Origin of the sequence: Antarcticimicrobium sediminis (assembly GCF_004348975.1) — a bacterium.
Lineage (GTDB): Bacteria > Pseudomonadota > Alphaproteobacteria > Rhodobacterales > Rhodobacteraceae > Antarcticimicrobium > Antarcticimicrobium sediminis.
Genome location: NZ_SMFP01000005.1, coordinates 45764 through 57822, shown reverse-complemented (window position 1 = coordinate 57822; position 12059 = coordinate 45764). Strand labels below are relative to the sequence as shown.

Here is a 12059-nt window from a genome sequence, read left to right as displayed (position 1 = left end):
ATGATCCGCTCAACACTTGCCGCCGGGATGATCGCGCTGGCCGGGTTCACCGCCCCCGCAGCCGCCCAGACCACATTGCAACAGGCCAACGCGGTGCTGTTTCAGCAATTGGAACAGGTGCATCGCCTGTCCTCGGCACAGATGGACCGGGTGCAAAAGATCTTTGCCCGGTCCGGTTTCATGGGGCAGGGCAACCCCAAGATCACCCGCCACCCGATGACGCCGGAGCAATGCCGCGCGCGCAGCCCCTCGAGCGGTTATGACAACGCTCGCAACACCCGGATCTGCGGCGACAAGTACATGGCGCCGCTGTATGATCCGCGCATTGAGAACGCCAGCGATGCCCGCGCCTGTATTGATCAGTTCGAGTTTCCCAATATTCCCTGCACCTATCCGGTGGTCTGGGTAAAGGCCAAGGAGGCCGCCGAGGTTTGCGCCGCCGTGGGCAAGCGGCTGTGCGATGCGCATGAATGGGAAGGCGCCTGCGCCGGAGCGCTGGAGCCGCCCGATTACCCCTTTGGCGCGGGGTCGGTCGCGGCGATGCGTTCGATCCACAACGGAAAATATGCGGCCAGTGCCAGTTGGGCCTATGGGCCCGCCTTTCAACGCGGAATCTGCGCCCAGAACAGCACCAAGAGCGCGTCTTGCGGTGGCGGTGGCTATAATTCCTGCGGCTCCAACACCTATCCCACCGGGGCCTTTCCCGGCTGCGTCAGCAAGCTGGGGGTCTATGACCAGCACGGCAACGCGGCCGAGCATATGAACCTGCCGATGGCGCCCGACCAGATGTCGAGCCGGGGCAGTACCAAGCTGGGCGTGACCGAAATGAAAGGCAGTTGGTTCATTTGGGACAAGTACCGCGCCCACCCCGATTGGTGCCGTTGGCGGGCACCCTATTGGCATGGCACCCGGGTGATGAGCACGGCGAGCCATGAAAATTACCACTTGGGATTTCGCTGCTGCAAAACGATCAAGTGACCGGCGGGGTCGACACGCACGGCCCCGCATGTCTCCCAAGACCGCGATCTGAAACAGAAAACGGGCGCTCACTGAGCGCCCGTTTTCATTGAACGTTGTCGTCTTCAGTACAGGCTGGCGAGCAGCCGTTCTGCATTGCCGATCGGGCCTTCGCCGCTGACGATCCGCGACAGGTCGCGGTCTTGCATGATGTCCGACAGCGACACTTGCTTGCCGTTGACAAAAGCGGTGCGGCTGACCAACCGCACGCCGTGGCTGTAGTCGGCATAGGACGCCCCATGCACGGTGCTGAGCGGTTGGATCGGCTTGCCGTTGATCCGGTGCCAGCCATAGATCGCAACGCGCCCCGGTTTGGACAGCAGCCGGTTGGTCAGCACGATATCTTTCTTCTGCCCGGCGGTCAGCGCGGCGGGCTCCCCGCTGATCCGGGCGCGCTGGCGCGCCACGGTGTGATCATGTTCGACAAGATAGGCGGTCGAACTCATCTGGCTTCCCGGGGTCATCGGGCTGGGGGCCACATGCACCTTGGCCTGACGATAGATCGCATCGACCATCTTGGTGGTCGGCAACAGGAATCCCATCTCGCTTGCCACGCGGGCGGCACCGGCAAGCCCCATCGGCACCCGCACGAAATCACGGTCATTGCCGACCGAAAGGTAATCGGGCGTGACGCAGATGGTGATCATAACCTGCGCCCCATCGGCCAGCTTGCCGGCCAGGGTCACCGGGGTCAGATCGCGCAGGAACGCGGGCAGGTTGCCCGACAACACCTGATCGACGATGGCCTTGTCGCGCGCCGGCCCACTGGCGGACATGAGCTGTTTCATCACCGCACTGCCCGAAGGCGCGCGCGAGGTCCGCTGCGGCATTTCCCGCGAAAGCGGGGCTGCGCAGCTTGCGCTCACGGCACGGGCTTCAGTGGCGGCATGGGCGGACGGGATCGGAGCGAGGGCGACCAAAGCAGCCCCCAAAACGGGGGCCGCGGCAAGCCGCAGCATCGACGGAAACAGCATGGGCAATTCCTGCTCTGATAAACGAAACCTCAACCCTGCCCTTGTTGCGCGGACGCGCCGTTGCCTCAACCCATCGCAGCCCGTGTGGAATTTTCTGCGCGAGTTTCTGCCAAACCGGTGTGATCTGCGCGGATTCCTGCCCAGACACGGGCGCCAGCCCCCAACACCCGACCCCAGCAGCAGACCCGGACGCTTGTCGGAAGGGTATCGCAAGGGGCATGGGCAGGCGAACAGGACGGGGGAGTGGGGAAGCGGCCCCGGCTCAGGAGGTCGGGATCAAGCGCGCGCCGATCGCCTCCAGCGTTGCAAGCAAGGTCTCCCCTACGCCGCCCGCACGCAGCGCCTCGATCATTTGCAGGCTGATCGTGCCCTCGGTCGCCAATGCATCGCGCGCCTCGGCAAGCGCACCGGGCTCGCGCCCCATGGCGGCCAGAAAGCCCGAGAAAAGCTGTGTGGTATAAAACTCGGCGCCGTCCCGGTCGCCGGTATCCGCCGCCAGCCACTCCGCGCTGCCGGCCATCAGATCAAGCAGGCCGGGGACCATCGCGCAAATCGCGAAATGCTTGTTGAAGGTGCCTTCATCGGCCACCGCGATCACCGGGTTTTCCGGCGCAAAAAGTCGATACATCAACTCGGCGTTGGGAAAGGCGGGCAGAGGGCAGCCGCCCTGTTCAAGAAAGCCCAGAGGAATGGTCATGGTGATGTCCGTGGCCGGCGCGCAAAGGTCGCGCAAATCGGCCAGCGAGATTCCGGCCATCACCGAGACGATGCGATGATCCGGGCGCAGCGTCAGCCCGGCGATGATCTCGGGCGCGATCTGCGGGCGCAGGCACAGGAACACGATTTCAGAGCGATCCAGCACATCCTGATTGGGAACGACCAGCGCGCCATGCTCGTCCGCGAGCGCGGCAGCAAGCGCGGCGTTGCGCTCGGAGACAAGGATATCATGGCCTGTGCGGGCAAGGAACCGCGCCATCGGCGCTGCGATCTGTCCGGTTCCAAGAAATCCGATGCGGCTCATGTTTGCTGTACTCCTGTGTCGCCATCCATCACGGTCGTCACCGGCGAACCAAACGCTGTGTGGCATTCGCCCCGCCAAGGACCATTCGGAGCAGTGTAACACCCGAAGAACCTTCGACAAACCACCCCATTTCCGGTGAAAAGCAGGGCTGCGCCAGACGCATGGCTGGTCTTGAGGCAGTGCAAAAGGGATGGGTGAAAATCACCGAACCGTCGTCTGCTATAGCAAAAACCTATCACGACGCAGGGGAAATGGAATGGTCTTGGCCTGCCGTCCGCCGTAACCAGAATGCAACTGAAACCGTGCCGGGAGGGACCCCCATGACCGACAAGAAGACCGCTCTGGTGATCAGCGCCCACGCCGCCGACTTTGTCTGGCGCTGCGGCGGTGCGATCGCGCTGCATCAGGAAAAGGGATACGAGGTGACGGTGGCCTGCCTGTCCTATGGCGAGCGCGGCGAGAGCGCCAAGCTGTGGAAACAGGAGGGCATGACGCTGGAGCGGGTGAAGGAGGCGCGGCGCGAAGAGGCCAGCAATGCCGCCACCGCGCTGGGTGTCAACGATATCCGGTTTCTCGATCTGGGCGACTATCCGTTGCGGCTGGATCGCGATGCGCAGGAGCAGATGGTGGATATCATCCGCGAGGTGCAGCCCAAGTGGATGATGAGCCATTCCAAGTGGGATCCCTATAACACCGACCACATGAACACGACGCAATTCGCGTTGGAATGCCGGATGATCGCGCAAGCCTGGGGCCACAATCCGGGGCAAAAGGTTCTGGGCGCGCCGCAGCTCTATCTGTTCGAGCCGCACCAGACCGAGCAGATGGAATGGAAGCCCAACGTCTTTCTCGACATCACGCCGGTCTGGGACAAGAAGCGCGCGGCGATCGAATGCATGCAGGGGCAGGAGCACCTGTGGGATTTCTATACCAACGTGGCCGAGAACCGCGGTAACCATTTCCGCCGCAACTCGGGCGGTCAGGCGGGCGGGCGCAACTGCCGCTATGCTGAAGGGTTCCAGATGATCTTTCCGCAGACCGTGGACGAATTGGCATGAGCGGCTACGGCGTAGGAACGCAGGGCGTGGTGGTGCAGAACATCGCGCGCGCCGACCCGGCGGTGATCGTCGGGCTGGGGGAATGCGGTGTCGCTACCGTGCACGAGGCGCAGGGGCGCAAGGGGCTTTTGGCCTCCTACATGCGGCCGATCTATTCCGGCGTGCGGTTGGCGGCCAGCGCGGTGACGATCTCGGCGCCGCCCTGTGACAACTGGATGATCCATGTGGCGATCGAACAGATCCGCGATGGTGACCTTCTGGTGCTGGCCCCGACCTCGCCGTCAGAGGCCGGCTATTTCGGCGATCTGCTGGCGACCTCGGCCCAACATCGCGGCTGTCGCGGGCTGATCATCGACGCCGGTGTGCGCGATATCCGCGATCTGACCGAGATGCAGTTCCCGGTCTGGTCCAAGGCGATTTTCGCGCAAGGCACGATCAAGGAGACGCTGGGATCGGTCAATGTTCCGGTCGTCTGCGCCGATGCGTTGATCCATCCCGGTGACATCATCGTGGCCGACGACGACGGGGTCTGCGTGGTGCGCCGCGAGGAGGCCGAAACTGTGCTGGAAAAGGCCCGCGCGCGCGAGGCCCTTGAGGCCGAAAAGCGCGCCCGGTTCGAGGCGGGCGAACTGGGGCTCGACATTTACAAGATGCGCGAACGGCTGGCCGAGAAAGGGTTGAAGTACGTCTGAGGTGGAGACCCGGCGGGCAGGGGGCGCTGCCCCCATCGCGGCAAGCCGCGATTCCCCCGGAGTATTTTCACCAAGAAGAAGCGCGGGCCAATAAGAAGTAAAGGCCGAGATGAAGCAAAGGGTTTCGATGAGCGACGGCATAGGCTGCATGTGGATGCGGGGGGGCACCTCCAAGGGTGGCTATTTTCTGGCCGGGGATCTGCCCGGCGATGCGACGGCGCGCGATGCCGCGCTGTTGTCGATCATGGGCAGCCCCGATCCGCGTCAGATCGACGGCATGGGCGGGGCGGATCCGCTGACCTCCAAGGTGGCGGTGGTCCAACGCTCGGAGCGGCCGGGCGTCGATGTGGATTACCTGTTTCTGCAGGTGTTCGTTGATCGCCTGTTGGTGAGCGATGCGCAGAACTGCGGCAACCTGCTGGCCGGTGTCGGCCCCTTTGCCATCGAGCGCGGGCTGGTGGCGGCGCGCGAGGGCGAAACGCCCGTGACCATCTATATGGAGAACACCGGTCAGGTGGCGCAGGCGCGGGTACAGACGCCGGGCGGTGTCGTCGCCTATGCGGGGGAGGCGCGGATCGACGGGGTGCCGGGCCATGCCGCGCCGGTGCCGATCGTGTTTCGTGATACCGCCGGATCAAGCTGCGGCGCGCTGCTGCCCACTGGCAACGTGGTGGATGTGGTCGAGGGCGTCGAGGTGACGATGATCGACAACGGCATGCCCTGCGTGGTGTTGCGCGCCTCTGACATGGGGATCACCGGGGAGGAGAGCCCCGAGGCGCTTGAGGCGAACGCGGATCTGCGCGCGCGGCTGGAAGCGATCCGGCTGGCCTGCGGGCCGCTGATGAATCTTGGCGACGTTGCCGACTCATCGGTGCCCAAGATGAGCATGGTGAGCGCGGCGCGCGCCGGCGGCGCGATCTCGACCCGCACCTTTATACCGCATCGTTGTCACAAGGCGATCGGGGTTCTGGGGGCGGTCAGCGTCGCCACCGCCTGTCTGATCGAAGGCACCCCGGCCCATGCGATGGCCGAGACCGGCGCGGGGGCTGAACGCAGTTTGGCGGTGGAGCATCCGACCGGAGAGATGACCGTGGTCGCCACGTTGGACGGCAGCGGTGCGGTGGTGCAGGCGGGCATTCTGCGCACCGCGCGCAAGCTGATGGACGGGGTGGTGTTCCCGCGATAGGGCCGGGGTACTTGGGCGGGATCACTCGTAGCCGGTCATTTCCAGATAACCGCGCCCGGCATGGCTGCCGGTGACGCGAACCGGCCCCTCCCAATAGGGAAACCGGGTGCCCATCCAGCTTTGCCGGTTGAGCGGCGAAACCTCCACATCGAGCCCGCGTTCGGGCAGGGTGACGCGCCAGCGGATCGGGATCTGCCGCCCCGCCACATCGGCCAGTTCCAGCGGCGCGGCCTGAAAGGCGCCGGGGGCGAGCGGCGTGGCGCTGCCATCGGGGGCGATCCATGTGCCAGAGGTGAAATCGCCACGCGCCCCGCGCAGACGAAACCCCATCAGATGCGCGCCGCTGTCAAAGCTGAGCGAGAACCAGTCCCAGCCGGTCTGATCCGCTGCCAGCGGCTGCGACGACCATTCCCGGTCAAGCCAGCCCTGACCACTGACCGCGACCGGACCGGAGGGCAGGGTGAGCGTGCCTTCGATCCTGTAGTGCGGTTGCGAATAATAGTGGCTGGCTTGTCCATCGGCGGATTTCACCGAATAGCCGTTGACCCCCTGCAGCACCAGAGGCCCCTCGGCGGAGAGGGTCAGGTCATAGGCGAACTCCGCCCCCCGCGCCGTCAGACGCAGGCTGTCGAAATCCTCGCCCGCCATCTGCCAACCATCAATCCAGGCCTCGAAGGGATCGCTGTGCACGCCCGCCTGACCGATGCCACCGCGCGCCAAGCGTTCGGCGAAATAGTGATGCTGGGGCGTGGTGGCGGCGGCGTGGCCCATCCAGATCTGGGGGCTGGCCCAGCCTTCGGCCTCTCCGAGGGCGAGGGCCGTGCGGAACAGCGTCCATTGCACACCATAGTCGGTGCCATCAGGGCCGGTGAGATTGGCGGTCAGATACCACCATTCGATGCGGAAATCCGGGTGCGGGCCGTGGTCGCGGGGGAAACTGAGGCGGGTGTCTGGGGACGGCGTGGCAAAGCCCTCGGCCGCCGCCGTGCTGCCCAGACCGGCAAAGCCTTGCGCCCCGGCGGGCCGCGCCGCCAGCAGCGCCAGCGCAAGGATCACAACCAGTCTAGCGAGCATTGGCAAAGACCTTGAGCAACTCCGAGGGGGGCAGGCGATAGAGGCGGCGCGCGGGCAGGGCGGCGGCCAGCCCGGCGGCCAGCAGCGCCAACAGAAACAGCCGCAGCCAGTCGAGCGGAAACAGGTACATGGGCAAGCGCCAACCGAACGCCTGCACATTGATCACCGCCAGCAGCACCCAGGCCAGCGCCAGCCCCAGCGGCAGCGCCAGAAGCGCGGTGAACGTGGCAAGCAGCAGGCTGCGCGCCAGTTCCAGCCGGGCCAACCGCCCACGCGTCAGCCCAAGCGCCCAGACCGGTGCCAGTTGCGGCAGGCGCAGCGACCACAGGGTGAGCAGACTGGTCAGGATGGCAAAGCCCGCCACCCCGAGGGTCAGCAGGTTCAGTGCGCCGGTCACCACAAAGGTTTTGTCAAACACGGCAAGTGAGCGCGATTTGAGCCCCGCCTGATCGATCAAGGCGCTGGCGGGCAGGTCGAATTTGGCGCGCAGGGCCTCGATCAGATCTGGCACCGCCTCGGGCACGATCCGTACACCAAAGCGGCGGTTCGGCACGGCGCGGGCATGGGTCAACAGCGCCGGCAGCGCGGTGATCGCCTGCCCGGTAGGGTTGCCGTAATCGGAATAGACCCCGGCGACGGGCAACACCCAGCCGGGCGCAAGCTGAACCACGTCGCCGGGCCAGAGATCGGCGCGGCGGGCAAGCTGTTCATTGATAAAGACGCCCTGACCGGCGTTGACCTGCGCCCAAGCGTCTGGCGTGCGATCCAACAGTGGCCAGTTGTCGCGATAGGTCGGGTGATCGACCACGCCATAGACCGTGACCGGATTGCCCTGCACCGTGAACTCCGCCGCGCGGATCGGCAGCACCGCGTCGCTGCGCGGGGCCAGCCAGCGGGCGATCTCGGCGCCCTGCGCATCGTCGCGGGCGGTGAGATAGAGTTCGGACACCAGCCGCTGGTCGAGCCAGCCGGTAAAGGTCAGCCGAAAACTGGAGACCATGGTGCCGACCCCGATATTGGCGGCCAGCGCCAGCAGTAGGGCCATCAGCGCCAGCCCGATGCCCGGCAGTTGCGCCCGGGTATCGGCCCAGAGCCATTCGCCAAGCGGCCCCCGTGTCAGGTGCCGCCCCAGTCCGAGCAGCGCGGCCAGAACCGGCGGCAACAGCAGGGCCGCCCCCAACATCAGCCCGGCGATCAGGGCAAAGCCGCCGATCAGCCCCTTGATCAGCGCCAAGGCTGCGATCCCCGCCGCGATCAACCCCAGCCCCGCCAGCGCCATGCGGCGATCCCCCTGCGCCGCGCGCTGGGCCCAGGCCTGCAACCCCGGCGCGGCCAGCAGCGGCATCCGCAGCATCCGCCAAAGCGCCTGTGCGCTGGCAGCCAGCGTTCCGATCAGTGCCATGGCAAGCCCACCCACGATCCACGACGGGCGCAGCGACAGCCCACCCGCCACCGGCGCGCCATAAAGCCCGCGCAGGGTGGCCGCCACATCCGGCAGCAAGGCCGCCGCCACCAGATAGCCCAGCCCCAGCCCCAACAGCCCGCCGACCAGCGCCAAGGCCAGAAGCTCTGCCAGCATCAGCGCTGCAAGCAACCACACCGGCAGACCCAGCGCGCGCAGGGTGCGCACCATGGCGCGGCGTTGCTCAAAGGCGAGCCCCACGGTGCCGTGCACGATGAACAGGCCGACGGCAAAGGACAGCAACCCGAAGGCGGTGAGGTTCAAATGGAAACTGTCGGTCAAACGCGCGGTGTCCGCCCCGGCGCGCGAGGCGCGGCGTTGCAGATCGGGCGCAAGCTGGTCCAGCGGGGTCAGCTGCATTGGCTGCTGCGGCAGGATCAACAGCCGGTCGATCTGGTCCGGGCGGGCCAACAGGCGTTCGGCAAGGCCGATATCCGTGATCACCATGCCCGGCGGAACGCTGTCGCTGGCGCGAAGGGGCGGCAGGCCGGGGACGTCCTTCAGGGCCGAGACAAGCTCTGGCGACGCCAGTAGCAAACCGCCCTGCGTCAGCATCTGTGCCAGCGTCGCCTGATCGGCCTGCATCGCCGCCTCGAACGCCGGCAGCGGCGGATGGGTGAGCGGATCAAGGCCAAGCAGCGTGACCTGTTCCTCGCCCAGCCGGGTGCGGCCCTCCAACACCGGAGAGAGCTGCCAACCGGCCCGGCGCAACGCCACATAGCGTGCGCGCGACATCGGGCCGCCCGGGGCCTCCAGTACATCAAGGGTGGCGCCGCCGATCTGGGACGCGGCGCGGGCATAGCTGGCGCGCGCCTCCGCATTGATCGCCTGCACCGCCGACCACAGCGCGGTGGCCAGCGCCAGCCCGGCCAGCAACGTCCCCAGTTGCAGCGGATGCCGCCGCCAATGCGACGCGAGCGCCTGAAGGGCGGCCCCGATCATGCGATGCGCCCGCCGCTAAGATGGGCGCGACGGTCAAGCCGTGCGGCGATCCGTTCGGAGTGGGTGACAAGGAACAGCGCGGTGCCGCTGACGCGCACAAGCTCCAGCATCAGATCCATCACCGCATCGCTGGCGGTCTCGTCCAGATTTCCGGTGGGTTCGTCCGCAAGCAGCAGCGCGGGCCGCGCCGCCAGCGCCCGGCCAATGGCAACGCGTTGCTGTTGCCCGCCGGAAAGCTGTTCGGGATAGCGCGCGCCAAGTTCCCCCAGACCGAGCCGGTCGGTCAGATCCCTGATCCATGCCGGATCCTGCCGCCCCGCGAGCCGGGCATGAAAGCTGAGATTTTGCGCCACGGTGAGCGAGGGGATCAAGTTGAACTGCTGAAACACCAGCGCCACGCAGCCCCGGCGCAGCGCCGCGCGCCCGCTGTCATCCAGCCCGGAGAGCCGGGTTCCGGCGAGGGTGATTTCACCGCTGTCGAACCCGTCCAGCGCGCCTGCAAGGTGCAGCAGCGTGCTTTTCCCGCTGCCGCTTTCGCCGGTCAGGGCCAAGGTTTCGCCCGCATCAAGGTGCAGCGAAACGCCCTGCAGCACCGGGCGCGCGCCGGGGTAGGTTTTGCTCACATCCTCGATCTGCAGCATGGCGGCCTCCTGTGCGACGAGGTTTGCCCCCATCTCCAACCCCGCCATCAATTGGCCTTCAAGCCCGTGCTGTCCAGCCCCCGGAACGGTCGGTTGGGCGGATTGCCGCGTTTCGCCGCAGCGGGCGCAGGGTCGGCATTGACCCCGGGCTGGGTTCCGGGTGAGGTGGGGACATGATCCGTTTTCCGTTGCTTCTGGCCCCGCTGTTTGCCGTTCTCATTACCGCCACGACCGCTCAGGCGGGCGAGCGGGAGGAGACCTGCCGCGCGCAGGCAGAACAGAGCAGCGGATACCGCCCACGCGCGATCGAGGCAGAGGCGGGCGGGATAAAGTTCAGCCTCAGCGGTTCAGTTGCGCTCGGGGTATCGCGCAGCAGTGGGGCGGCCACACCTGCCGCGCCCCCCTTTGCCGGCGCCGCCCATCGCGAGCGGTTCGAGGCAAAGCGCAATCAGAAACGGGCGGAGAGTTTCCAACGTGCCTTTGACGCCTGCATGGATGAACGCAAAGATTGAGTGACACCTCCAAAACACTTAATAACCAAGCATATTCATAAGGTTGTCGTTCACTATTAAAGTAATGGTGAAAGTAGTCGCGCCACCGGTGCGCCATACCGGATCAGGGCCGATTGCTGCGTGATCCGATCCTTCAACTCATAGCTGTGCTTGAAATCCCGGCGCAGCATCGCATCGACCTGTGCCGCGAAACCGGTATCAAAGAACAAGGCCATCGCCTCGAAATTCAATCGAAAAGACCGGTTGTCGAGGTTGGTGGTGCCGACAGCCGCCAGCCTGTCATCCACCACAAAAACCTTTTGATGCATGAAGCCTTCGGTATAGCGGAACACGCGCACGCCAGATTCGGTGATGGCGTCGAAATAGGCCCAGGCGGCCAGCCAGGGCATCCAGTGATCGGCCCTGTCGGGCACCAGCAGGCGAACATCCACCCCGCGCAAGGCAGCATGGCGCAGGGCGGTGACGATATCGGTATCGGGCACGAAATAGGGCGAGGCGATCCAGACCCGGTGTTTCGCGGCGGCGATCGCGGAAAAGAACATCAGGCCGCCGGTCTCGGTCTCATCCCCCGGGCCGGTCGCCACGATCAGCCCGGTTGCATCCTGCGGCGCTTGCGGGGCCTCCCAGCTTAGATCCGCAAAGGGGGCAGAGCCAGTGATCCAGTGCCAGTCCTCTAGAAAAATAAGCTGCAGCTGCGAGACCACCGGCCCGCGCAGACGCACATGGGTATCGCGCCAGTGGCCAAGGGCGCGGTTCTGACCCAGATACTCCTGACCGACGTTAAAGCCGCCGGTGAACCCGGTCTCGCCGTCCACGATCAGGCTTTTGCGGTGATTGCGAAAGTTGATCTGAAACCGGAATCGCGGGGCGCGCGAGCGTTTCCGCCGGGCCACCTCGATCCCGGCCCCGCGCAACCGGGTAAAATAGCGACCGGGCAGGCCGAAACTGCCCACGGCATCGGTCATCACCCGCACCTGCACCCCACGCGCCGCGGCGGCGATCAGCCGGTCCTGAAAGGCGCGCCCCAGCGCATCATTGCGGATGATATAGAATTGCACCAGCACATAGGATTGCGCCGCGTCGATGGCGGCGAACATGGCGTCAAAGGCCGCCTTGCCGTCGATCAGCAGCTCGGCCCCATTGCCCCGGAGAGCCGGCAAATTGGCGCAATATTCGAACGGCGCCAGATTGATCTGCGTCTGCTCCGGGTCCGGGGCGTTAAGGGCGGCGGACTTGCGGACCGCCTCGACCACCTGACGCGACTCGCGGCGCGAGATCAGATAGCCGCGCATCCGGTGATGCCCCAGAACCAGATAGACCGGAACGGCCGCAAAGGGCAGGGCAAGTAGAAACACCACCCAGCCCACGGCCCCCTGCGCCGTGCGGGCGGTGGCGGCGGCGCGAAAGGCGAACAGAACCGACACCGCGTAAAGCGCGGCGACGGCCAGACTACCCATCATAACCCACATGCGCCCGGCCT

Annotated in this window: 11 protein-coding genes; 5 read left to right on the top strand and 6 right to left on the bottom strand. The window is 65.9% G+C overall.

Translation table 11 applies throughout. The features are described 5' to 3' along the window. Positions 1–978 (top strand): SUMF1/EgtB/PvdO family nonheme iron enzyme, encoded by a 978-nt coding sequence (locus E1B25_RS09285; protein WP_132828663.1) that lies wholly within the window; start codon positions 1–3, stop codon positions 976–978. 104 nt (positions 979–1082) lie between these two features. On the opposite strand, the gene E1B25_RS09280 is transcribed toward E1B25_RS09285, so the two are convergent. Both E1B25_RS09280 and E1B25_RS09275 read right to left on the bottom strand, forming a co-directional pair. Continuing rightward, positions 1083–1991 carry a hypothetical protein gene (locus E1B25_RS09280; RefSeq protein ID WP_132828661.1) on the bottom strand — a complete coding sequence of 303 codons (909 nt, stop codon included), beginning with the start codon at positions 1989–1991 and terminating at the stop codon, positions 1083–1085. A 262-nt stretch (positions 1992–2253) separates the two neighbouring features. Then, positions 2254–3012 (bottom strand): NAD(P)-binding domain-containing protein, encoded by a 759-nt coding sequence (locus E1B25_RS09275; RefSeq protein ID WP_132828659.1) that lies wholly within the window; start codon positions 3010–3012, stop codon positions 2254–2256. A gap of 320 nt (positions 3013–3332) precedes the next feature. Between E1B25_RS09275 and E1B25_RS09270 the strand changes: the two genes are divergently transcribed. The 3 genes from E1B25_RS09270 to E1B25_RS09260 all read left to right on the top strand — a co-directional run bounded on the left by E1B25_RS09270 (position 3333) and on the right by E1B25_RS09260 (position 5948). Beyond that, complete coding sequence (locus E1B25_RS09270) at positions 3333–4070, top strand: PIG-L deacetylase family protein (protein WP_132828657.1); 738 nt, start codon at positions 3333–3335, stop codon at positions 4068–4070. Continuing rightward, complete coding sequence (locus tag E1B25_RS09265; protein ID WP_132828655.1) at positions 4067–4762, top strand: 4-carboxy-4-hydroxy-2-oxoadipate aldolase/oxaloacetate decarboxylase; 696 nt, start codon at positions 4067–4069, stop codon at positions 4760–4762. Before E1B25_RS09270 ends, E1B25_RS09265 begins: the two co-directional genes overlap by 4 nt. Before the next feature lie 127 nt (positions 4763–4889). Next, positions 4890–5948: a 4-oxalomesaconate tautomerase gene (locus tag E1B25_RS09260; protein ID WP_132828653.1), complete on the top strand. Its 1059-nt coding sequence runs from the start codon at positions 4890–4892 to the stop codon at positions 5946–5948. Positions 5949–5969: 21 nt separating this feature from the next. Here the strand turns inward: E1B25_RS09260 and E1B25_RS09255 are convergent, their stop codons facing one another. From E1B25_RS09255 to E1B25_RS09245, 3 genes are read right to left on the bottom strand one after another with little or no spacing between them, the layout of a single operon-like run. Beyond that, entirely contained in the window at positions 5970–7022 is a 1053-nt protein-coding gene (locus tag E1B25_RS09255; protein ID WP_132828652.1) for a lipocalin-like domain-containing protein, read from the bottom strand. Continuing rightward, positions 7012–9426, bottom strand: coding sequence for an FtsX-like permease family protein (locus tag E1B25_RS09250; RefSeq protein WP_132828650.1), 2415 nt, complete (start codon positions 9424–9426; stop codon positions 7012–7014). Before E1B25_RS09250 ends, E1B25_RS09255 begins: the two co-directional genes overlap by 11 nt. Then, positions 9423–10067 (bottom strand): ABC transporter ATP-binding protein, encoded by a 645-nt coding sequence (locus E1B25_RS09245; protein WP_132828991.1) that lies wholly within the window; start codon positions 10065–10067, stop codon positions 9423–9425. The genes E1B25_RS09250 and E1B25_RS09245 overlap by 4 nt, the downstream gene beginning before the upstream one ends. Positions 10068–10240: 173 nt before the next feature. Here E1B25_RS09245 and E1B25_RS09240 point away from each other — a divergent pair, with 173 nt between their 5' ends. Then, positions 10241–10579, top strand: a complete 339-nt coding sequence (locus E1B25_RS09240) for a hypothetical protein (RefSeq protein WP_132828648.1) — start codon at positions 10241–10243, stop codon at positions 10577–10579. A gap of 56 nt (positions 10580–10635) precedes the next feature. Here E1B25_RS09240 and cls read toward each other — a convergent pair whose 3' ends face one another. Continuing rightward, entirely contained in the window at positions 10636–12048 is a 1413-nt protein-coding gene (gene cls, locus E1B25_RS09235; RefSeq protein ID WP_132828646.1) for a cardiolipin synthase, read from the bottom strand. Positions 12049–12059 lie beyond the last annotated feature (11 nt).

Excerpts from the sequence above, each read along its gene's own strand:
- E1B25_RS09285 (WP_132828663.1), top strand. The coding sequence starts at position 1 with ATGATCCGCTCAACACTTGCCGCCGGGATGATCGCGCTGGCCGGGTTC.
- E1B25_RS09240 (WP_132828648.1), top strand. The coding sequence starts at position 10,241 with ATGATCCGTTTTCCGTTGCTTCTGGCCCCGCTGTTTGCCGTTCTCATT.
- E1B25_RS09280 (WP_132828661.1), bottom strand. The coding sequence starts at position 1,991 with ATGCTGTTTCCGTCGATGCTGCGGCTTGCCGCGGCCCCCGTTTTGGGG.
- E1B25_RS09260 (WP_132828653.1), top strand. The coding sequence starts at position 4,890 with ATGAGCGACGGCATAGGCTGCATGTGGATGCGGGGGGGCACCTCCAAG.
- E1B25_RS09245 (WP_132828991.1), bottom strand. The coding sequence starts at position 10,067 with ATGCTGCAGATCGAGGATGTGAGCAAAACCTACCCCGGCGCGCGCCCG.
- cls (WP_132828646.1), bottom strand. The coding sequence starts at position 12,048 with ATGTGGGTTATGATGGGTAGTCTGGCCGTCGCCGCGCTTTACGCGGTG.
- E1B25_RS09265 (WP_132828655.1), top strand. The coding sequence starts at position 4,067 with ATGAGCGGCTACGGCGTAGGAACGCAGGGCGTGGTGGTGCAGAACATC.
- E1B25_RS09270 (WP_132828657.1), top strand. The coding sequence starts at position 3,333 with ATGACCGACAAGAAGACCGCTCTGGTGATCAGCGCCCACGCCGCCGAC.
- E1B25_RS09255 (WP_132828652.1), bottom strand. The coding sequence starts at position 7,022 with ATGCTCGCTAGACTGGTTGTGATCCTTGCGCTGGCGCTGCTGGCGGCG.
- E1B25_RS09250 (WP_132828650.1), bottom strand. The coding sequence starts at position 9,426 with ATGATCGGGGCCGCCCTTCAGGCGCTCGCGTCGCATTGGCGGCGGCAT.
- E1B25_RS09275 (WP_132828659.1), bottom strand. The coding sequence starts at position 3,012 with ATGAGCCGCATCGGATTTCTTGGAACCGGACAGATCGCAGCGCCGATG.